Source organism: Spirosoma sp. 48-14 (assembly GCF_001898575.1).
In the GTDB taxonomy this organism is placed as follows: Bacteria; Bacteroidota; Bacteroidia; order Cytophagales; family Spirosomataceae; genus Spirosoma.
The window spans coordinates 141,382-163,957 of sequence record NZ_MKUD01000045.1; the positions used below are offsets into that span (position 1 = coordinate 141,382).

General features: G+C 49.8%; 18 protein-coding genes. 10 read left to right on the forward strand and 8 right to left on the reverse strand.

Annotated features, from left to right (window positions below):
* The 3 genes from BGO59_RS22805 to BGO59_RS22815 form a co-directional block, all read right to left on the reverse strand.
* Positions 1 to 1,656, reverse strand: a 1,656-nt coding sequence (locus tag BGO59_RS22805) for a SusC/RagA family TonB-linked outer membrane protein (RefSeq protein WP_293687053.1), incomplete at its 3' end; no start/stop codon positions are given.
* Between the two features lie 193 nt (positions 1,657 to 1,849).
* Positions 1,850 to 2,977, reverse strand: a complete 1,128-nt coding sequence (locus BGO59_RS22810; protein WP_293687055.1) for a FecR family protein — start codon at positions 2,975 to 2,977, stop codon at positions 1,850 to 1,852.
* A 132-nt stretch (positions 2,978 to 3,109) separates the two neighbouring features.
* A complete protein-coding gene (locus tag BGO59_RS22815) occupies positions 3,110 to 3,736 on the reverse strand; it encodes a sigma-70 family RNA polymerase sigma factor (protein ID WP_293687057.1) in 627 nt (208 codons plus the stop codon).
* 688 nt (positions 3,737 to 4,424) lie between these two features.
* Here BGO59_RS22815 and BGO59_RS22820 point away from each other — a divergent pair.
* Positions 4,425 to 5,837 carry a sensor histidine kinase gene (locus BGO59_RS22820; RefSeq protein WP_293687059.1) on the forward strand — a complete coding sequence of 471 codons (1,413 nt, stop codon included), beginning with the start codon at positions 4,425 to 4,427 and terminating at the stop codon, positions 5,835 to 5,837.
* Between the two features lie 137 nt (positions 5,838 to 5,974).
* On the opposite strand, the gene BGO59_RS22825 is transcribed toward BGO59_RS22820, so the two are convergent.
* Positions 5,975 to 8,044, reverse strand: a complete 2,070-nt coding sequence (locus BGO59_RS22825) for a tetratricopeptide repeat protein (RefSeq protein ID WP_293687061.1) — start codon at positions 8,042 to 8,044, stop codon at positions 5,975 to 5,977.
* Between the two features lie 282 nt (positions 8,045 to 8,326).
* Between BGO59_RS22825 and BGO59_RS22830 the strand changes: the two genes are divergently transcribed.
* From BGO59_RS22830 to BGO59_RS22850, 5 genes are all read left to right on the forward strand, one after another.
* Positions 8,327 to 10,033, forward strand: a complete 1,707-nt coding sequence (locus tag BGO59_RS22830) for a trypsin-like peptidase domain-containing protein (protein WP_293687063.1) — start codon at positions 8,327 to 8,329, stop codon at positions 10,031 to 10,033.
* Between the two features lie 88 nt (positions 10,034 to 10,121).
* The gene (locus BGO59_RS22835) at positions 10,122 to 11,336 is read left to right on the forward strand and encodes a serine/threonine-protein kinase (RefSeq protein ID WP_293687065.1); all 1,215 of its coding nucleotides are present in this window, start codon (positions 10,122 to 10,124) and stop codon (positions 11,334 to 11,336) included.
* A 13-nt stretch (positions 11,337 to 11,349) separates the two neighbouring features.
* Positions 11,350 to 12,294: a Stp1/IreP family PP2C-type Ser/Thr phosphatase gene (locus BGO59_RS22840; RefSeq protein WP_293687067.1), complete on the forward strand. Its 945-nt coding sequence runs from the start codon at positions 11,350 to 11,352 to the stop codon at positions 12,292 to 12,294.
* Positions 12,295 to 12,314: 20 nt separating this feature from the next.
* Entirely contained in the window at positions 12,315 to 14,117 is a 1,803-nt protein-coding gene (locus BGO59_RS22845) for a serine/threonine-protein kinase (protein ID WP_293687068.1), read from the forward strand.
* 39 nt (positions 14,118 to 14,156) lie between these two features.
* On the forward strand, positions 14,157 to 14,795 hold the full coding sequence (locus tag BGO59_RS22850) for an outer membrane beta-barrel protein (RefSeq protein WP_293687070.1): 639 nt from the start codon (positions 14,157 to 14,159) through the stop codon (positions 14,793 to 14,795).
* 190 nt (positions 14,796 to 14,985) lie between these two features.
* On the opposite strand, the gene BGO59_RS22855 is transcribed toward BGO59_RS22850, so the two are convergent.
* The 4 genes from BGO59_RS22855 to zwf form a co-directional block, all read right to left on the reverse strand.
* On the reverse strand, positions 14,986 to 15,489 hold the full coding sequence (locus tag BGO59_RS22855) for a methylated-DNA--[protein]-cysteine S-methyltransferase (protein ID WP_293687072.1): 504 nt from the start codon (positions 15,487 to 15,489) through the stop codon (positions 14,986 to 14,988).
* 118 nt (positions 15,490 to 15,607) lie between these two features.
* Positions 15,608 to 16,336: a 6-phosphogluconolactonase gene (pgl, locus tag BGO59_RS22860; RefSeq protein WP_293687074.1), complete on the reverse strand. Its 729-nt coding sequence runs from the start codon at positions 16,334 to 16,336 to the stop codon at positions 15,608 to 15,610.
* A gap of 95 nt (positions 16,337 to 16,431) precedes the next feature.
* Entirely contained in the window at positions 16,432 to 16,779 is a 348-nt protein-coding gene (locus BGO59_RS22865; protein ID WP_293687076.1) for a cupin domain-containing protein, read from the reverse strand.
* Positions 16,780 to 16,839: 60 nt separating this feature from the next.
* Complete coding sequence (gene zwf, locus BGO59_RS22870; RefSeq protein ID WP_293687078.1) at positions 16,840 to 18,339, reverse strand: glucose-6-phosphate dehydrogenase; 1,500 nt, start codon at positions 18,337 to 18,339, stop codon at positions 16,840 to 16,842.
* 241 nt (positions 18,340 to 18,580) lie between these two features.
* Between zwf and BGO59_RS22875 the strand changes: the two genes are divergently transcribed.
* The 4 genes from BGO59_RS22875 (at position 18,581) to BGO59_RS22890 (ending at position 22,576) form a co-directional block, all read left to right on the forward strand.
* Positions 18,581 to 19,744 (forward strand): ATP-binding protein, encoded by a 1,164-nt coding sequence (locus BGO59_RS22875; RefSeq protein ID WP_293687080.1) that lies wholly within the window; start codon positions 18,581 to 18,583, stop codon positions 19,742 to 19,744.
* Positions 19,710 to 20,120 carry a response regulator gene (locus tag BGO59_RS22880; protein WP_293687082.1) on the forward strand — a complete coding sequence of 137 codons (411 nt, stop codon included), beginning with the start codon at positions 19,710 to 19,712 and terminating at the stop codon, positions 20,118 to 20,120. Before BGO59_RS22875 ends, BGO59_RS22880 begins: the two co-directional genes overlap by 35 nt.
* A gap of 154 nt (positions 20,121 to 20,274) precedes the next feature.
* On the forward strand, positions 20,275 to 20,709 hold the full coding sequence (locus tag BGO59_RS22885) for a ribose-5-phosphate isomerase (RefSeq protein WP_293687084.1): 435 nt from the start codon (positions 20,275 to 20,277) through the stop codon (positions 20,707 to 20,709).
* A gap of 103 nt (positions 20,710 to 20,812) precedes the next feature.
* The gene (locus BGO59_RS22890; protein WP_293687086.1) at positions 20,813 to 22,576 is read left to right on the forward strand and encodes an ABC transporter ATP-binding protein; all 1,764 of its coding nucleotides are present in this window, start codon (positions 20,813 to 20,815) and stop codon (positions 22,574 to 22,576) included.

Sequence of the window (22,576 nt, forward strand, 5' to 3'; positions counted from 1 at the left end):
GAGTGGGTTGCCTTCTACGGATAATTCGGGTTCATCATCCGTACCGGGCGCAAAGGGTACAACAAGGGGGCGGAACCGTAAGGCTCCCGTAATGGCCGATCCCGACTGGTCGCCATTTGAGTTTGATTGCTGGGTGGATCGGTTTTCGTTGATCGTGCCACTAAAGCTTCCAAACACTTTCAGCCTGGGCAGAACCTGCCGATCAATATTGATTCGGATTGAGCCCCGGTCAAAGGAAGAGTTCTTGATAATCCCCTGCTGGCTGAAATAATTGCCAGAGATTGAATATTTCGTTTTCTCGTCGCCCCCAGAGAACGACAGCTGATGATCTTTCGTAATACCCTGTTGAATAATAAGATCCTGCCAGAAATAATCGGTTTTCAACAGATCCGGAATTTGGGCCGACTTATAGACGGAGTCTCGCTTGCTATTGATGGCTCCTTCATTCGCATATTGGATAAAGTCAGGCGTATGGAGCACATCAATTTTCTTGGGCAGGTAACTAAAGTCCATCCGAAACGAGTAGTTGAACTGATCTCTTTTCAACTTTCCCCGCTTCGTCGTTATCAATACCACCCCATTGGCCCCGCGCGACCCATAGATGGCCGTTGACGAGGCATCTTTCAGAATTTCAATGGATTCAATGTCGTTGGGATTGATGGCAGCCAACGGATTCGTGGGAGGAACTGAGGACTCCCAGAAGCTGGTGCCGGTGTTAGGCGAAAGACTCCGTTGGTCGGTTTCCACAGGATAGCCGTCCAGAATGATGAGTGGCTGGTTGGAGCCCGTTACCGAAGTCGCCCCACGGATCAGGAAGGTCATGCCAGATCCGGGCGCACCCGAATTCTGAGTTATCTGTACCCCGGATACGCGCCCTTGTATGAGTTGATCGACCGATGTTAACGGTTTGTCTTCATTGCCTTCTACCTTCAAACTGGCTACTGAACCTGTCACATCGCTTTTCTTCAATTCGCCGTATCCAACAACCACTACCTCATCCAGTGATTTCTCATCTTCCAGGAGCGTCACATTGACCAGAATACGGTTTCCGACCGCAACTTCTTTGGGCGTGTATCCAACAAAACTGAAAACGAGCGTGGCATTGCCGTTGGGGATACTCAGGCTATATTTCCCTTTATTATTGGTCGTAGTACCCCGTGACGTTCCCTTAACGACGACACTGACGCCCGGTAATTCTTCGCCTTTTGCATCCGTAACCGACCCTGTTACGGTAATATCGGTAGCGAGGAGCGGGTCCAGTTCTTGTTCTGGCGTATCGATAAAACCCGTATCCGGTGCCCGGCTCAGCAAAATCTGGCTACCCGAAACCTCGTATTTGATCCTGAGCGGAGTTAAGATTTCGAGAAGGACGTCAGAAAGCCGCTTTTGCTGGGCCAGGATGGTGATTTTACGGGCTGACTGAATCAGCTCAGGGCTATACATAAAACTGACACCAGCTACTTTTTCAATCTTTGTCAACACCGCCGATATCGGCTGTTGTCGACTTTGCAGGGTTACCGTCCGCTCAAGCACTTCCTGAGCATGACTATCGTGGGCCAGTGCCATGCCCCCCACCAGCATGGTTATTAGGAGTTGAAGAAGACTGATCTTCATGATTTTTTTAACAAAATCACCCGGAGGTATCGTTAATTTCATACTTTTGATTGTTTTGCTGGATTCTGGAAAATTTGGCAAAATGAAACCCTGCATCCTTAACAGGACGTTCGTTTAGCTGCGACAAATGGGGCTTCGGGGTGAATGATGCTGGAACATCATTCACCTTTTTTTATGGTGTCTGATCAGGAGGAGTTCGTCTGTATGGTCATGCCAATGGTAAGGTCAGGTTCAGTTAGTTGCACGGTTTGCCGCTGACAACAATCTGGCCATCGGTCACTACGTACTTGGCCTCAATGATCGAGCAAATCCAGTTTAGTTTTGTAAAAAGAGGTTCATCCTCGAGGGTAGCCGTGATGCTGCAGGAGGCCATTACTTCTTCGTCGAAGACGATATCGACTCCGTAAGCATTTTCCAGTGTCGCAAAGACCTGGTTGATAGGCGTTCCTGAAAATTTAAAATGCTGGTTTTCAATTGGGATGGACAGTAACGTTGGCGAATCGACAAGGTTTCGGGTAAGGCGTACCTCCGATCGGTGGAACGTTGCCTGCTGATTCGGTAAAAGAACCATTCCTGTAAGCTCCCGGCTATTTTTCAGAACAGGTGCCCGCTGATCGCTCTGGGCGAAAACAGCTACTTTGCCACTCTTGACCACGACGTCTACATTGGCCTGGCTGGCAAAAGCGCGAATGCTGAAGCTGGTACCCAGCACCTTGGTTACCAGCTCATTGGCATATACGAAAAACGGTTTATTTGCATTTTTGGCCACTTCAAAGAACGCTTCACCACTCAGGTAGACTTCCCGATTGGGGCCCTTAAATTCGGGTGGGTAGCTTAAGCGGCTATTGGTGAATAAAACGACCGAGCTATGATCTGGAAGCCATACGGTCATGGGCTTACTTCGCTCATTGACGACTTCCTTTAGGACGCCCTTGTGGCGGGCAATCTGATCTGCGTAAACATAAGTCGAGACGCCCTGCTGTGTTTGCCAGAAATAAATAAGGCCAGTTCCGATAATAAGAATGATTGATGCGGCAGCAACCCAGGCCGACTGTTTTCGGTTGATCCAGCTCCAGAACGGATAAATCGTTGCAGATGATTGTTTTTCCGAGTCGACAAGCTGTTCTTTGGCTTTGGCCAATGCCAGCTCTACCCGCTGGCTGATGTAGTCATCCGAGTAAGAAACAGGCTTGTCCTGCAGGCTGATCAGAATGGTACGGGCTTCATCTACTAACGTTATACGGGTAGGGTCTGTGTTCAGCCATTGTTCCCAGTACGCGTTATCGACTTGTCCAGCACTTAATACCCAATCCCGAAAACGAGGATTTTCCAGTAAATGCTGTAATTCTACAAGGTTCTTCATAATAGCCGAAGACGCTCAATGGGCCTTCAATAGCTATTATCCGATTTGCAGCTACTGGATACTCACTTTTTTGTCTGTTTTTTTCAAAAAATAGCACGAAAGCATCAAACAAGGCAGGACTAACCCGTTGGCTTACTCAAACAGAAGAAGTATCAGCGAAAGTAATACGGGTACTGGCCAATGCTGCCGAAGCTTGATTAACGCTCGTTGCAGCAGATTGCTCACTGACTGGGGCTGAATAACCAGCAGTTGGGCAATCTCATCGACGGAAAGCCCCTGGTAATAGCGAAGGTAGAGCACCTCTCGCTGCCTTGCCGGTACTAATGATAACAAATAGTCGAAAGTGTTTTCCCCTTCCTGATTCTCTACCTGGCTGATCCCTGTGTTTTCAACCCAGCTGTCAGGTGTCGAAAAATCAGTTGTCCAGTCGGTAAGCTGTTCGGAGCCCAGCCGTTTCAAATTTTTAAATAGCTGATGCCGGAAGGCCTTCATCAGATAGAACTTCACGGATGCTGTAGGGCCAATAGAGTCGTGGTGCACCCAAAGGTGAATCAGTAAATCCTGTAGAGCATCTTCAACAAACTGGACATTAGGTGTAAATTTAAGTCCGTAGTGAATGAGTTGCCGGTAGTACGTGACGGAAATACGTGTAAAGGCCTGCTCATTTCCCGATCGAAAACTATCCCAGCAAAGCTGCTCATCATTTCTGGAAGGTCTGATACCACTTTGGTTGCCATCATGCTGCTCAGATGCTTCCATACTTTTCAAGATCATTCAGTGTCCTACAAAATAACTATCTTTTTAGAAATATACTCCTATTCTTTTGGCTTTTTCTACAGTAAAGATTCCTGTTTGTTCCCGCTTTTTGCAGGTCACAATGCCATTAACAGGCTATGTTCGTCGATTATATGCCTAGATATCTTTTCAATTTTATACACTTAGTCATAGGATCAGGGAGCTGATTTCAGACTCAATCCGGGGGCGCCGACGCTTACTTTTCCTCCTTTTAACGTCGTTTTTATTACTCCTTCGCAACCCCACAAGTTCACTTATGCTCCCGCTGAAATTACTTCAACAGTACCTGCCACTTTGTTATTATTTAGATAGAGATCACTGCTTTTCGGACGAAGCTAAGTTTTCCTGTTTTTATCAATATTGTAGTATGATCCCATTTTCGGAACTTCTATACCTCAAGTCAGTTGCCCAGAACCGTCAGCCATTATTACATCATGACCGGGGTAAACCCATGGGCGGTAGGCCCTGCACAAGAGCTTCCCCAGAAAGCTATTTTATTAATCAAAGCTGTTCATCGTATCTGGAGAATTTCTAATTAATCATTCCAAAAATTACTCCGGTTTAAATAGTGGCACCATCTCTGTAAGATTCCCCTAGAAACTTTATATTGCTGGTTATTCGACCAGATTCTGCAACAAATCAAGTTCATTTCATGCATTTTACGACCTGGAACCTGCTGTTTACAGGCATGGTCAGCTCGATTTTATTGCTTAACCTCGTGCAGTGGAATATCTACCGCGAACGGATCTATGGGTTGTATGCCGTTTATATGCTGGCCTGGCTGGTGTACTTCGGTCTTCGGCTCAACGGCATTTATGTATATACTTCACCCAGTATGCAGAATTTCGTTCGTGGCACTGCTCCCATGCTGGCGTATGTTATCTACTTCGATTTCATCGATGCACTGGTCAACCTACAGAGCACCATTCCGTTTCTGTTGAAACTGTTTCGGATTGGCCGGATTGTCATTCTAGCCTACGTCTTACTAATTGGCCTTCTGTGTTTTGGTTACTGGAATGAGGCTATCTTCAATAGTGCACACACGGTCATCCGGTTGCTCATCATTGCTTTAGCCACCTACGCCATTCCCAAAATCAATCGGCTGGAAGGCACCGTGCCCCGCTACCTGGCCCTGGGCTCTGGTTTACTTCTACTAGGAGCGATTGCCTCCATGGTTATGTCAATTGGTGAAGTGTATAAGCTGAACCCGGATTCGTTCCTATACTCGCCGTTGAGCTATCTGGAGTTTGGAATTCTTGGCGAATTGATCTGTTTTACTCTCCTTCTGGGCTACCGTCAGCGACGGGGAGCTATCCAAAGTGCCATCATCGAACAGGAGCTAGCTCGCGAACGGGAACAACACCACCGGGAGCAGGTTGAAGCCGAACTGGAGAACGAAAAACTCCAACAGCAGATGTCGGCCGTTCAAATGAAGGCCCTTCGGTCGCAGATGAACCCCCACTTTCTGTATAACTCACTGAATGCCATCCGCTTGTTCGTTCTCCAAAACGATAGCGACAATGCCGACAAGTTTCTGGTAAAGTTTTCCCGGTTGATGCGGCTGATTCTGGAAAACTCCCGCCAGGAGTGGGTGACCCTGGCCAGCGAACTCGAACAGTTGGAACTTTACCTCGAACTCGAACAGCTTCGGTTTGACAATAAGTTCGATTTTTCAGTTGAAACCGATGCGACAATTGCGCAGGAGAGCGTTTCAATTCCTCCCATGATTATTCAGCCGTATATCGAAAACTCGATCCTGCATGGTATCGCGCATAAACCCAGCAGAGGACATATACACGTCTCCGTTCGACAGAATGGAGCAGGGTTACAATGTATTGTCGAAGATGATGGGGTCGGGCGCCAGAAAGCGAGTGAGTTAAAAAGCCGAACGGTTTCGTCGCACAAAAGTGTTGGCCTGAAAGTAACCGAAGAACGGCTCCAGCTCATCAGTCAGCAGACAGGCAAGCAAAGTGCTGTAACCATCATCGATAAAGCAAGCGCAGAAAATCAACCAACTGGCACCATCGTTGCTATTCAATTGCCCCTGATGACTGTAAAAGTTTGATTAAATCTGCAGTAAAAACTATCCAATAAAAACGTTTAAAGCACATTGTCTAGAATACCTTAGAAAATGCCATAAAAATCCGTATTTCAAGCGAACAGTCAATCAGCAGAAGCAATTGATCTATGAGCGATGACATACTACGCAGCCAACGGAATTTGTACGTTTACCTGCGTGCCGCCCTGTTCGCGGTTGGCGATCTGGCAGGTGCCACCCAGCCGCTCCAGACGCGATTGAATGTTCTGTAGGCCAATACCGTTTCTCGCTTTTCCAGAAACAATACCCTGTCCATCGTCCTGAACGGTTAGGGCCAGAATTCCATTCTGACGGGCCAGCGTAATATCGGCCTGACGCGCTTTGGCATGCTTAAGAATGTTGTTGACCAGTTCGAGCGTGATGGCGTAGAGTTCATAAGCCGTTTTCCCGCGCACATCCTCCCCCGACTCTTCTACAGCTAGCTGAAACTTCGTACGATTCTGGACATTCAATGTATCGGTCAGCTTGATAAGGGCAGCCTGCAATCCCTGCTTTTCCAGAATTTCCGGCATGAGATTATGCGAGATCGCCCGAATATCGTCGTACACCTCACCCAGATGATCCAGCAACCGGTTGTGCTCTCGAAGTTGCTGATCGTCGAAGCTGTCGGTATCGAAGGCCTCAAATCGCCATTTCAGGGCCGACACTTTGGCGGCTACACTGTCGTGCAATTCACTGGCTACCCGCTTCCGTTCGATGGTCTGGCCGCGATAAAGGGCCGCTTCAATCTCTGCGTTCTTTTGCGAAAGTTCTTCATTTTTAACCTTCAACTGCCGATTCGACCAGAACACATACCCCAGAATACCCGCAGCCGCAACCAGCAGGGCAATCAGAAAATTGCGGAGTTGTTCGAGTTTATCGTTTTCCAGCGACTGAATCCGGGCTTCCTGCTCGGCCTGTTTCAGCCGAACCCCCTGCTGTTTTTTCTCAAATTCATAGGTCATGCTGGCAACCGTTGCCTTTTGCATAGCCTCTTCATTGAGCATGGTATCAGCTTCTGCCTTGTACCATTTATAATACGTAAGTGCCTTCACTGGCTGGCCCAAGTGGTCGTAGGCTTCGGCCAATTGCCGGATATATTCCGTTCGTTCGGGACGCATCTCTTTCACGCCCTTTGTCCAGTCGAGACCAACTTTAGCCGAAGCAGCCGCTTTATCGTACTGTTTTAAAGCCAGATATATCTTCCCGAAATTACTCTGCGCGTTGTGCTCAACAGCATCCTGGACATCTTCCACGGTCTTCCGATAAGTTTCCTGGGCCCGTTTGCTGTACGCTAGTGCCTTATCATACTGCTTAAGCTCAATATACAACCGTCCGGTTATGCCATAGGCTCTGGCCAGTGAAGCTGGCTGATAGGGGTCAGAGTAGGCCTTTACCAACCCTAGCATGAGCGGTAACGCTTTGGCATACTGCCCTTTGCGTTCCATAATTTCCGCCTGCCGACCCGTCAGGAAGTACTGTACCATCTGATCGTTTAATCGCTTGGCAACGGCCTTAGCTTCGGTAAAACAGGCCATAGCTTCGTCGTAGCGATTGAGTTTAATGTATACAGCCCCCAGATTGGGCAACGTCGACCGTAAGCCTTTCCAGTCCTGAATCTTCTCCTGAAGGCGTCGGGCATTCAGCCAGAGGTTAATAGCTCCTACATAGTTTCCTTCGCCCATTTTCATGATCGCCATTTCGTTGTAAGCTTGCGCTTCCCATTTCTGGTCGTGTCCCTGCTGAAATTTTTTCAACGACTGCTCCAGAAGAGTCCGCGCCTGAGGCAGCTTGTCCATGATGTTTTCATAGAGTTGCGCCCGTCGTAAATACACTTGCCCCTCCAGCGATAAATCATGAATGGTCGTAGCCATTTTCAACGCTGTGTCCAACTGAGCATGGGCCGATTTAGTATTGGACAGGTAATCAGCTTCGATTCGGGCCAGCGCGAGTCGGGCGCGGATCTCTCCTGGCTTATAAGCTACTTTTTGGGCCACCTGCATCGCCTGCATGAGTGTTTGTCGAGCTAGTGAATCGTACCCATTCCACCACAGGTTGGTTGCCAGTTCGTGCATCGTTTTTACACGATTACTATCGGCAGGCAATTTGGTTAGCTGGGTCTTTAACGAATCAATGATAGGATTCTGTGCAACAGCCATCGTACAGCTCAGGCAGAGAAAGAAGAGGTAGCGCATGGGGGAAAAGAGCGAAGGAGCGAACGAGTGAACGAGCGGATGGAGGGTGCGCGATAAGGCCAATAAGCTAGACAACTACCTCATTAGTAAAGCCTTTCCGTTCTTTCACTCGTTCGCTCTTTCACTCTTTACGTAAATCTACAGGTTTTCCTATAGATACAAAATATAGGTTTTTCTGAACGGAAATCCGGGCATTTCCCGATTTCCCACCGAGGCCCCATCCGCCAACTTTGTATCAGTCAAAACGACAACAACTTTTCACCTCAAGATAGATACGAAATCATGGCAACGATTGTAAACCGCTACGTAATCCGCCACCTCTCTGGCACCAAAGCTAATCAAGTCGAAGAGTTCGATTACAAGAAGTACAATGAACTAACCTTCGGCCGGGCGTCTACCAATGTGGTGCGGTTCGACCCCGAACGCGACGCAGCCGTCTCTCGCGAACATGGCAAAATTGTCCGGGAAGCGGGTAAAGAGTTCACCTTCACGGTCGTTGATAACAGTTCACGGAATGGAATTTTCGTCAACAAAAGCCGCATTGCTGGTTCGGCCCCGATTCAACCCGGCGACGAAATCCAGTTAGGTCAGGGAGGCCCGGTATTCCAGTTCGATCTGAACCCTCGTCCGGCTGAGCTGATGATGAGCACTCGTGTAGTCGATATTCCAACGTCTATCAAACCCACTACCGAACTGAGCCTTGCCGAAACCGTTGCGGCTGCTTCTGCAAATGACAATGATGTGGCGGTTCCACAGAAAGTAGGCCTGGGCAAACAAACGGTGGAGCGGATGATGATGACCGAGCGCCGGAAAACCAATAAGTCGGTGCTGGTAGGCGTTGCCGCTCTGCTGGTTGTCCTCTCTGGCCTAGCCTATGCATTCAAAGACAAAATCAAGCCGGAAGTTAAAACGATAACGATTCACCAGCACGACACCACGAAAATTATCGAACCCGTTAAAGATGGGCTGAGCCCCGAACAGATCGCTTCGGAAAATACGGCTAAAGTTGTGTTCATTGAATTTGGCTACAAACTGGTTCATACCACGGGCGAAGACATTTACCACGAGTATATGCCGATCAAACAACAAGATGGTTCGATCATTAACAAAGCCGTTTACATTGAAACTGCACCGGGCAAAATTGAACCGCTGCTGGGCCTGAAACGCGATGTGGCCGTTGGAAAACCCATTGCAATGGTGGGCGCCAGCGGAACCGGATTTGTGATGTCGCCACAGGGGCATATTATGACGAACCGGCACGTAGCAGCCGCCTGGAATTCATACTATAGCTTTCCACAGGATGCTTTCCCTGGTATTCTGCTGGTTCAGGGAGCCAAAGGATGGGAAATCAGTGCTCAGCCCGTTCAGGAATTCCGGTGGGTACCCGGCGAAACCCAGTTCTTCGGCAAGAAACCGATGTCGGGGAAAATCATCGATGGCGTCAACACGTACATGGATGTCACCTTCAACAAAAACGAACAGCGGTTTCCGGCGCAGGGTAAGCCCATCGTTTCGCAGAAGCATGATGTGGCCGTCATCAAGATCGACATTGGCGAATCGCTCACACCTGTAAAAGTGCTCGATGCCGATAAAACGATTGCTCCAGGTCAGCCAATAACGGTAATGGGTTACCCCGGCATCTCGCCTGATGTGTTCGTCGGTGAGTACTCGTCCGACTTCTCGAATCGTAATCCACAAATTGTGAAAGTCCCTGATGCAACGGTAACTCCCGGCTACATTGGCAAGCTGATTCGTGGTCAGGCCGCCGGTAAAGCAGCCGCTTACTACAGCGAATTTGGCGACTACTATCAATTGACCGCCAACGCAACAGGAGCAGGTAACAGCGGTGGCCCTGTATTCGACAAAAATGGCAATACAATCGGGATCTTCTCTGCCAGCACCAACAGTGGCGATGCCACACGCATCACCTTCGCTATCCCCATCAAATACGGACTGGAATTAATGGGCCGTCGGCAAGTGGTTGAATAGAAACAGTGAACAGTAAACGGCTTATGGTAGCGCAACGGCATTCGCTACCATAAGCCGAAATCAAACAACCGAAAATCCTACCAACGTCATGTCACCCACTCACTCCTTCCTAAATCGCACTGTTGCTGGCTACCGCCTGACTGAGTATGTAGGGGCCGGTGGTATGGGTGAAGTGTTCAAGGGCACTCATGGTGAAACAGGCCGACAGGCAGCCATCAAAGTGTTGTATCGGCCCGAATTTGCCGCCCGGTTCCGCAACGAAGCCCTGGTACAAGCCTCGATCTCGCATCCGAACATTGCTGCGCTGTACGATTTCAGCTTGTTAGATGATCGTCCGGCTTTGGTTATTGAATGGATTAACGGTCTGTCGCTTGATGCGCTGATTCAACGGAAAGGCCGACTGAGTAATGAAGAAGCCACCCGCATTATTAGACAAATTGCTAACGCCATGGCTTACCTGCACCAAACGGGCATTGTACACCGAGATCTGAAACCTTCCAATGTTCAGATCCAGCCCAACGGTCAGGTCAAGCTAGTCGATTTCGGGATTGCCAAAGGCCAGTACAGCCCTCAGTTAACGAAAGTAGGGTATGCCGTTGGAACCACCGAATTTATGGCCCCTGAGCAGTTCCGGGGGCAGGTCGATTCCAAATCGGATATGTGGGCACTGGGCGTTATGCTTTACGAAATGACAACCGGCCATTTACCGTTCAACTCAGCCAATCCGCTTCTGCTACGTCAACAAATCGAACGAGCACAATTCACACGCCCTCAATTACTTAACCCGACCATTTCACCCGCGCTATCCAACTTGATTTGCCAGTGTTTATCTGTAAATTCGGCCAAAAGACCGGCCGCCGATACGATTGAATCACTGCTGGATCACCCGGTTGAATCGGGCTTTATGCTCGAAAAAGCGTTGGCCCAATTCAGCCTGCCCCCCGTCGACTGGTCTTTTGCCAGTCAATCGTTTCGGTACTGGCTGGTTGCAATTGTAGCAGGGATCGGTCTAGTGGTTTGGCTGAATAGTCCGCAGAACGAGCCCGAATTAATCAATCGCCCAAAGGATACACCTGTAAAACCGCCTGTTCGGTATGAGCAGGTAAAAGTCGAAGTACTTAACGCTGATTATGAGCTTGAACTGGTTTCGCCCGACGGCAGCGTGCAATCGCAGGAGCCATTTGTGGTAAACCGAACCCCTGGTCAGCCTACACCCATTACCATTCGTTACCGGGGTGTTGAACAGCAATACACCATACCACCCCAAGTTAAAGACATTTATCAGTGTTATTTCGACCGATAGCAACGACATCAGCATGAAAAATTTCTTCAAATGGCTATTTGGGCAAGACGAGCCAACAACGATGCCGGAAACAGCCGAATCGGAACTTGAACAACCAGCTCAGGAAGCCACGCCACCAGCCCCTACGCCGTCGGCCGATGAGATCAACGCTGTGGTGGTTTCCGACCTGGGGAATGTCCGCCAGAATAATGAAGATACCGGGTTGTTTGTCCGGCTGGCCGATGAAGGGCTTCGGCGAATAAAAGGGCACCTGCTGCTAGTCGCTGACGGCATGGGTGGCCATCTGGCCGGTGAAGTGGCGAGTCAGATGGCCGCCGAAATCATAAACCGGGAATATTTTCAGCATGCCGAAACCATCGAGAAAAGCCTGGGCCGGGCGTTTCAGGTGGCCAACCGCCAGATTTTTGACGAGGCCCGACTGCACGATACGTTCCGGGGTATGGGCACCACCTGCACAGCCATCGTTGTCCACGACCACCAGATTTATTTTGCCCATGTTGGCGATAGTCGGGCTTATCTGTTCAAATCGGGTCAGTTGATTCAGTTAACCCAGGATCACACCTATATTCAGGAATTACTGCGAAAAGGCGGTATAACGCCCGAAGCCGCAGCCAGTCATCCGGAACGTAACGTACTCACCCAGGCCATGGGCACCAAAGCCGATATTCGGGTCGATCTAGGGCGCTGCATTCTCCCGTTCGATCAGGGCGATCGACTGATGCTCTGTTCCGATGGCCTGTATGAATACTGCCTGGAAGCCGATTTTATCCGCGTGTTGCAACAGGCCGACCTCCACGATGCTGCTGACGAGCTGGTGGCTATGGCCAAGAACCGGGGAGGGCATGACAACATCACGATTGTACTGGCCGAGCGCATCGACGCCGACGCAGGGGCCACCCCCAAAGAAACCCGCGAATTCGATTTACCTTTCACTCGTGATGTCGAACTTCCTCAATGACTACGACCATGCAATCTCCCATGAGAGGCCGCTTAATCCACCACTACCGCGTTGAATCGCTGCTGGGCGAGGGCGGGATGGGTACCGTTTATCAGGCCATCGATACACATCTCGAACGTCCCGTAGCCGTCAAGATGTTGCATACACACCTCGTCAGCCAGACCTCGTTTATGGAGCGCTTCCGCAACGAAGCGCTGATTCTGGCCCGGCTCAACCATCCCAACATAGCCGTCGTTTACAACTTTTTGCAGGATGGGTCGGACTATTTCATGGCCATGGAATTTGTGGAGGGCGACAGCCTGGAAGCGCTGATCCGTAAAGCAGGGGCTTTACCCGCTCCAGTAGCCGCCGAAATTGTCAGACAAGGTCTTGAGGGCCTTTCTCATGCCCACCGGAAAGGTATCTTACACCGTGATATCAAACCTGCCAATCTGATGCTGACCCCCGAAGGGACGGTAAAGCTGATGGATTTTGGCATTGCCCGCGTGATCGGCAACCAACGACTGACTCAGGTAAACCGTATTGTCGGCACGCTCGAATACATGGCTCCCGAACTAGTACAGGGAGAAGCTCCCTCAGCCGCTTCCGACATCTACGCGATGGGGATTCTCCTGTATGAATTACTTTCTGGAAAACTCCCGTTTGCCAGCCGTACCGATTATGCGCTGATGCAGGCTATCGTTCAGGAAAAACCTACTGCGCTTCGGAAGCTGAATCCACAGGTTCCCAAAGAACTGGAAGCCATTGTCCACAAAGCCCTCGATAAAAATCCAACCAAACGGTTTGCCGATGCTAAGGAGTTTCAGAAGGCGCTTCAACCGTATTATTCGCAACTGGCCATCCTCGATCCCTCCAAACTGGCCGCTTCAACGCCCGCACCAACAACCGATGTGTGGAATATCCAGCCTGTTCGGCAAACGGTACTGGCCGCAACAAAAGTAACGCCAGCCGCCACCGAGTCTGGCAGGATTCAACCAGTTATGCGCTGGGCTTCCGACAACTGGCAAACCTTACTGGCGGGTGGCCTTACGCTGGTGGCGTTTCTGTTCATTGGTCTGATCGTTTTCGACCAGACCGATAAACCACAAACCACAGCCGATCAAACGCAGACAATTGTGCCGAAAGAGGACATAAAACTGAAGCCCAAGCAACCCGAAACGACGACCGATCAACATCTGACTGAGGTTACACTAGCTCAGGAAACACCAACCACCGTTTCAGTTCCTCCACCTACACAACCCAAAACAGTAACGCCCGCTCCGGTAGAGACGAAAGAGAAAGCTCCACAACCGAAAACGGTAGCCCCAAGGCACTATATAGCCGGGCCTGTAGAGGTAAAAAAATCGGTGGCTGGATCGCCAGTTGCACCATCCGAAACGCCTGCCAATACAGCCACCCCAGTTACCAAATCCGAATCGGCCCCCGAGACAGTTGCGCCGAAAACAACGGCTCGAAAATCAATTGCCATCCGACGCCTTCGGGTCAATCTGGCGCTGGTAGAAGGGCTGTCGTCGGATGCCTCACAGGAGGGCCAATCCATTCGTTTTCGGGTTACTGAACCGGTCATTAGCGATGGCGAAGTCGTTATCCAGAGTGGGGCTACTGCCTATGGCGAAGTAAGTCGCATCAAACGAGCCGATGGCGAAATGTTCCGCAAACGAAGTTTACTGGAGTTTCGTATTAATAGCGTTGACGCCATCAATGGCAAACGAATTGCCCTCCGATCAGCCACTATCAGCGACGAAGCCAAAGGACAGGCGGTTGTGTTTCGCCCCGGCCAAACCTTCGAGGTTCGCACTGGCGACGATGTTCTGAATTTTTAGCTCTAACCATTTATTCACCTGATTTAACGCATCATCCTCATGCAATTCCTTCGCTTTTCTTGTTTACTTCTCTGCCTGAGTTTTCTTTCATTCAGCAACCTTCAGGCGCAAACCATCCGCCAGCGGTCAACTACCGAAGGGCTGAGTCTGAGTTTACAGGGGCATTACATGGGCTGGTCGTCGGATTACTTTCAATTTCTGGACGAAAATGCAGGCTCCGGGCCCGGCATTGGTGGGCGGATTGGCTATGGTCTGAACCAACGCTATGAAGTATTCGGCCAGTACGATTACACAAGCCTGAACCCGGATAAAATTGCGGGTAAATCGTTTCATTTTTCCCACCTGACGGGCGGAGTTCGTTTTAATTTCTCGGCCACTACGCGTGCCCTGCGTCCTTATGCCGAACTTGGCTATGTATACCAAACGGGCAAAGCCGATCAGGTACTCAACGTAAGTGGTGGGCGGGATAATTTGCTTTTTAAAGGCGGAGGCTTACATGTGGGCGCTGGCCTTCAATATTTTGTATCGCTTCCGGTAGCCATCACCTTAAACGGCAGCTTTCAGACCCTGGGCAAATACCCTGTCTCGTTGAATGGCTTCGATCTCAATCAAAAGGCAGATGTAACCTCATTCCGAATCTCAGCAGGGGTAGCCGTCTATTTAAGTGAATTGTTTTAGGGGTACAGCCCGTAGAGACGCCATACCTGGCGTCTCCCATGCGCCAGCTATACCTGTCATACCTGGCGTCTCCTATGCGCCAGCCATACCTGTCATACCTGGCGTCTTCTTTGGGCCAGTCATGTCTCCTGCGCGTCAACGAAACCGTAAGACCATCCGGTCAGGAGACGCCAGGTATGGCGTCTCTACGTTAGAACAGACTCAACTGCGACGATTTGGCGAAGGCTCCTTCGTGTTCCAGCAACCACTTCTTCCGCCATAGTCCACCGGCATATCCTGTTAATGATCCGTCTGAACCAATGATCCGATGACAGGGAACAACTATCCAGAGAGGATTGCGTCCGTTAGCGGCTGCTACGGCCCGAATCGCTTTTTCATCGCCAATACGTCGTGATAAGGCCAGGTAGGATTGTGTTGTCCCAAACGGTACATTGAGCAACGCCTTCCAAACCGTTTGCTGAAATTCGGTTCCTGCCGGATTCAGCAGAAAGTCAAACGATTGCCTCGTCCCGGCAAAATATTCCTGCAATTGCTGTACTGCCTGCTGAACCGGCTCAGCGATTGCCAGATCTGCCTTGTCTACCGATGCTTCTTCGGTTTGAGAGACATCAGTACAGGATATTACCGAGACGCCATCGACATCACCCGAAATGCGAACTAAACCCAGCGGTGACTCAAAAACGACGGTATTCATGGCAGATAGGCTTGTAACCCGTTGCAAATGATTGAACCGCAAGGACGCGAGGGCACAAAGAACCGTTTATTATTTTCCAATTCTTTGCGTCTTCGCGTCCTGGCGGTTCAATTTCAGTTTATTTCTTTGTTATCAATTCAGCCGCCTGGGCATCGACCAGCCAGACGAGTTCACCCTGCGTTGGTTTGATAACCTGCGATGGATATTGATCGGGGTTGTATTCACCTTCCAGTACTTCCTTAAGCGGTACCGCTTTCTTGGGCCCAGCTACCAGAAACGCTATGCAACTGGCCCGGTTCACAATAGGCGCGGTCAGCGTAAGCCGGTACATAGTCTGCTGAGTCAGGAAATAGGCTTTTGTCCAGGCCGTTTGTTCATGTACGACTTCGGTGCCGGGAAACAGGGAGAGTGTATGTCCATCGTCGCCCATACCGAGCAGTACCAGATCGAACGTTGGGCCAGATTCCCCGAAATAGTCATGTAAAACCCGGTCGTAATCGGCCGCAGCCGCATCAGGCTCCAGGTCGGTGCGCCAAACGTGTATCTGCGATTCAGGTGTGTAGACGTGACCCAGCAATGTATCATAAGCCATACCGGCATTGTTCTGTGGATCATCGATCGGTACGTAGCGTTCGTCGCCCCAGAAGACATGCAACTGTAACCACGGAATTTGCTCGACATAAGGCGATTTGGCCAGCAGTTCATGTAAGGCTTTGGGTGTGCTGCCCCCCGATAACGCAATCGTAAACCGATCCTGTTTTTTAAGTACGTCCTTGATCCGCTTTGTAATAAACTCGGCCGCTGCTTTTGCCAGATCGGCTGGATTCTTTTTTACAATCAGTTGCATAAATTAATAGTTTGGGGTCAAACACGGAGGCACAGCGAACACAGGGTTTCAGTTTCAACCGCTCTGTGTTTGCTGTGCCTCCGTGTTTAAAAGCCTTATTTACTCACGAAATCTTCGCGCATAGGCGTAAAAATATCGACCAGTACACCCGCGTCGACGCAGACAGCGCCGTGCCAGACATTCGATGGAATGTAATAGGCATCACCTTCTCGAACCGTTCGAGTTTCGTCACCGATGGTAATATCGAAAGCTCCACTGGCCACATAACTCATCTGCGTATGATGGTGGCTGTGTGGGGTACCGATACCACCCGTCTCGAAGGCTACTTTGACCATCATCAGGTTGGCATCGTAGGTCATAATTTTACGCTTCACCCCCTCGCCTACCGTTTCCCACGGTAGCGTCTGATCATCGACAAAAAGGGCAGCAAGTTGGCTGGTCATAGTAACAGTTTACAATTTTCTGTTCATAGTTCACAGTTGGCTGACGCGTGAACTGTTTACTTATTTCATCATCCAGTGAAATCCATCTTTCTCAACGAGTTGCATAGCTGCTTCGGGCCCCCATGAACCAGGCGTGTAGTTAGGAAAATCGGGCGTTTCGGACTCCCAGGCATCGAGAATGGGCGTAACGACTTTCCAGGCAGCTTCGACCTGATCGGCCCGCATAAACAGGGTGGCATCGCCCGTCATTACATCAAGTAGCAACGTCTCGTATGCTTCGGGTTCCTGACCAGCATAGGCATCTTTGTAGCTAAACACCATTTCGACTGGATCGATAGCGAGTGTCTGACCGGGCCGCTTGGCCTGGAACCGCAAGCGAATATCCATACCAGGCTGAATACCGATCGTCAGCCGATTCGACTGCCAGCTATGGGTGGCCTCGGATGGGAAAGCGTAATAGGGAGCAGGCTTGAACTGAATGGTAATGACTGTCGCTTTTTCGGGCAACGACTTCCCCGTTCGCAGGTAGAAAGGCACATCCTCCCACCGCCAGTTGTCGACAAACAGCTTGACAGCCGCAAACGTTTCGGTCGTCGAATCGGGTTTAACCCCTTCCTCCTCCCGGTAACCTGGAATCGGCTTGCCGTCTTTTTCGCCGGGACCATATTGTCCACGCACAGCCACATCTTTTACCTCTTCGGGCTTTATGCGACGAATGGCGTTCAGCACATCCACTTTTTTGTTTCGCACCTCGTTGGCATCAAACGAGATCGGTGCTTCCGTAGCGACCATGCACAAGACCTGAAGCAGGTGGTTCTGAATCATATCGCGCAGCGCACCAGAGCCTTCATAGTACCCGCCACGGCCTTCCAGCCCTACGGTTTCAGCCGCAGTAATCTGTACATAATCGACATAACGACGGTTCCAGATCGGCTCGAACAGAGAGTTGGCAAACCGAAGCGCCAGAATATTCTGAACCGTTTCCTTGCCCAGATAATGGTCGATGCGGTAAATCTGCTCTTCGGCAAACAACCCACCTAGCAAGGCATTCAATTCCTGGGCAGTCTTGAGATCACGTCCGAACGGTTTCTCAACCACAATACGAACCCGCGATTTATCCCCGCAAAGTGGAAGTTTCCCCAAATTGGTGGCAATGCCCGGCACCAGTTGAGGAGCTACGGCCAGGTAAAACACCACATTGGCCTGAACGCCCCATTCCTTCTCCCGGTCAGCGACAAAATCTGACAACTTCGTGTAGGAAGCTTTATCCCCAGCATCCATCTGAAGATACGATACCATTGGAGCAAACGACTTCCAGGCATCGTCAGGGCCATTCTTCCGCCGGGAGAACGATTGGACCCCTTCGAGCAGGCGCTCCCGAAACGACTCATCTGTATAATTACTCCGACCAAGCCCAACAACGGCGAACCGATCGGACAGGTATTTGTCGAGGTATAGATTGTAGAGAGCGGGAGTAAGTTTACGCAGGTTCAAATCGCCACTGCCGCCGAATATAAACAGTATAGTAGCAGCCGGACGCTGGTTAGTTGCAGGAATCATTAGAAAACGGATTGTTGTCTGACAGAAAGACGGTGCAAGTTACCCGCCTTCCCGTTGTCGAACAAGTTTAAATGTGTTTGCGTTGTGCAGAGCATCGGCATGACCTTTGCACTTATTCCCTCAAACCGATTCAATTAACTTTTTTGTTCATTCTGCCCTCAATTATTTAATTTACCGAAGTACCTTTAACGGTTAAAACCAAGTCTACCGTTTACGTAAACTGTACTTTTAAGGTCTTCTTATGGAGCAGGTCATTGACTTTTTCCGACGACTCACTGACTCGAGCGACTGGCCTCCCCGCTGGTTTTGCGGCAACTGGACCGATTTTCATGGCTGGCTCTATATTGGCTCCGATCTCATGATCTGGCTGGCCTATATGGTCATTCCACTCATTCTGGTTCGGTATCTGTTTGTTAAAAAAGGAGTACCACTACCCGGCGTTTTCTGGCTCTTCGGTGCGTTTATTCTACTCTGCGGGCTAACCCATCTGCTGGATGCGATCATTTTCTGGGTACCCATTTACCGGATCAGCGCCCTGGTACGCTTTCTGACGGGCCTTGTTTCCATTGCTACAGTCCTGGCGCTATTCCGGTATTTCAACGAAGCTGTGGGCCTCCGGACATCAAAAGAATACGAGCGTGAGTTATCCTTTCGGCAACAGGCCGTTCTGGAACTGACCCGATCGAACGAAGAGTTGCAGCAGTTTGCCTACGTGGCATCGCACGATTTGCAGTCGCCTTTAAAAACTATTTTCAATTACCTAAATTTATTAAACAATAAGTATACACCGCAGCTTTCTGAAGATGCCCGCAAACTGATCACCATTTCGATGAGTGCGGCCGAACGGATGCGTACCTTAATTGACGACCTGCTTGACTTTTCGCGCGTGGGTTCAAATGTAGTTTTTACACAGGTTCATCTGAATCAGATCGTAGCAGATATACTGGAAGAACAACAGGAAGAAATTCAGGCGAGTGGAGCCAAACTGGATGTTGGGCCGCTTCCTATCCTTACGGCCCATCCCACTGATCTGAAACAGGTATTTCAAAATCTGATATCGAACAGTCTGAAATATCGTAAACCGGGTGTGTCACCACAGATTACAATCCGGGCTGTTGACGAGTCGGATCAGTTCTGTTTTGCAATTCGGGACAATGGTATTGGGATTGAGCCTCAGTATTTCGATCGGGTTTTTCAGATTTTCCAACGGCTGCACGGGCGACATGAATATTCAGGCACGGGTATCGGATTAGCAACCTGTAAAAAAGTTGTCCATATTTACGGTGGGCAAATCTGGATTGAGAGTGAGCCTAACGTAGGCTCGACCTTTTTCTTTACTATTCCTAAAAACATTAAAACGACGCATCATTATGCCCAAACCGATTCGGTGCATTCTACTGGTTGACGACGACCCCGACGATAACTTTCTGCATCAAATCGTGATCGACGACTCTGGTTTGTGCGATCAGGTACGGATTACTACAACCGGTACAGAAGCTCTGCGGTACCTGACCGATACCGCCCATCCTGACTATGTACGCCCTGATTTTATTCTGACAGATATTAACCTGCCGGGCATGAATGGATTCGAGTTTCTGGAACGATATCAGCAGCTGGATGATCAACTGAAATGCCAGCATGCCGTTCTGGTGCTGACTACCTCACTCAACCCGCTCGATACCAAACGGGCAGCGCTGTTGCCAGATATTAAGGGGTATTACGCCAAGCCTCTTTCTGAGTCTATTTTACAATCAATTGTAAATCAGCACATCCGTCAATAACGCGTTGCTCCAACTTAATCAAAAGTCTTGCACTATAATGAACCTCAGAAATTCATCATAGTGCAAGACTTTTCTTCGTATGCATGCCTAAGCCATCAAACTACAGGCTAATTTTGCAGGAATACATTTACTTTTTACTAATCAAGCTTACCAGATGAAAATTGCCATTGGCTCCGATCATGCCGGTTTCCAGTACAAAGAAGCCATCAAACAAATGCTTATCGACCTGGGTCACGACGTAATCGATAAGGGAACCTATGCCGCCACGCCTTCTGTCGATTATCCCCTGTTTATCCGTCCGGTTGCCGAAGCCGTTGCCGCTGGTGAGGTCGAACGTGGTGTTGTACTGGGTGGCTCAGGCAATGGAGAAGCCATAGCCGCCAACCGGGTTCGGGGTGTTCGTTGTGGGCTATGCTGGAATGAAGAGTCGGCCCGGCTGTGTCGGCAGCATAACGATGCCAATGTGATTTCGCTGGGCGAACGGATGATGAGCCAGGAAACGGCGCTGAAGCTGGTTCAGATCTGGCTGGATACGCCATTTGAAGGTGGTCGCCACCTGGCCCGTATTCAGGAACTGGACAATTATTAATGAATACTGAACAATGTAAAATGAATAATGGATAAGTAAAGTGTGAAGAGACTCTTTCTCTCACGCCATTATTCATTTTACATTATCCAGTATTCATTCTTGTATGCGCATTCTCTGGCAGTATCTAAGGCCTTATCGGTGGTTGGCGCTGGCTGCGCTGGCACTGGCAGGTGTTGCACAGATTCTTGCTCTGGTCGATCCCATCATTTTCGGTAAAATCATTGACCAGTACGCCACCCATCCCGGTCAGAAAACTGAGTCGGAAAAAGTCAACGGCGTACTCCACTTGCTGGCTATTGCTGTTGGCGTAGCCATTCTGTCGAACATCACCAAAGCGTTTCAGGAATACTTCACCCGTCTGGTCGTTCAGCGATTCGGAACCGATATTTTCGATGCGGGGCTGCGCCAAACGCTCCGGCTATCGTACCAGGAATTTGGTGATCAAAGCAGTGGGGCTACGCTATCGACACTTCAAAAGGTTCGGACCGACACCGAGAAGTTTATCAACTCCTTCGTCAATGTGCTGTTTTCGTCCGTTGTCGGTATGGGGTTTCTGATCTGGTACGCCATCACGAAACACTGGGCGCTTATACCCGTCTTTCTGATTGGGGTATTACTCCTGGGCGGCCTGACTGGCCTGCTCAGCAAACAAATCAAAACCACGCAGCGTACTATCAATCGGGAAACGGCGCTGCTTTCGGGTGTCATTACGGAATCGCTGCGCAATATCGAACTAATAAAAAGCCTTGGTCTGACCTTTCCTGAAATTCGTCGGCTGAAAGGCTTGACAGCCCGCATTTTTGACCTGGAAATGACCAAGGTCCGTCGAGTCAGACTGCTGACGTTCTGGCAAAGTACGACGCTGAATGTGCTGAAACAGTCGGTTTTATTCACCCTTTTGTGGCTTATTTTTCGGAACGTGCTCAGCACCGGCGAGTTGATTTCCATGCAGTTCATTTCTGTCTCGATCTTCAACCCGCTACAGGATCTGGGTAACATCATTCTGGCCTATCGGGAAGCCGAAGCGGGCTTGAACAGCTTCGAAAAACTAATGGAGAAACCCATCGAGCGGAACCCGGAAGCTGCCGTCGAAGTAGGTCCTATCGAACACCTGCGCTTTGAGAATGTGGTTTTCCGGCATACAGGAGCCAATCAGAACGCGATCGATGGGGTCTCGTTCGAAGCATCATTAGGCGACACCATTGCGTTTGTTGGGCCGTCGGGCTCAGGGAAATCGACGATGGTCAAACTGCTGGTTGGCCTGTATCGACCCGTCGACGGTGACATTTATTACAACGACATTTCTACCAAAGATCTTCGATTTAACCCCATGCGTCGGCAAATTGGGTTTGTTACGCAGGAAACGCATTTATTTTCGGGCACTATCCGCGAAAACCTGGTTTTCGTCAAACCCGACGCTACCGAGGCCGACATGCTCGATGCGCTGGATAAAGCAGCCGCAGAGCATCTGTTAACCCGATCCGGGAAGGGGCTCGATACCCCCATTGGCGAAGGCGGACTGAAGATGTCGGGTGGGGAAAAACAGCGGCTGTCAATTGCGAGGGCCTTGGTTCGGCATCCCCGTCTGCTGATTTTTGACGAAGCAACTTCGGCCCTTGATTCACTGACCGAAGAAGAAATTACCGATACCGTTCGAAGCGTTTCGGCACTTCATGAGCAAATTACAATTTTAATTGCTCACCGTTTATCAACAATTATGCACGCCAACACCATTTTTGTCCTTGAAAAAGGGAAGATCGTTGAGACGGGTAGCCACGATGCATTGTTAACGCAGAAAGGTCTATATTACGCCATGTGGCGGCAACAGATTGGTGAACGCAAGTCCGATGTTGCCCCAACGATTTAA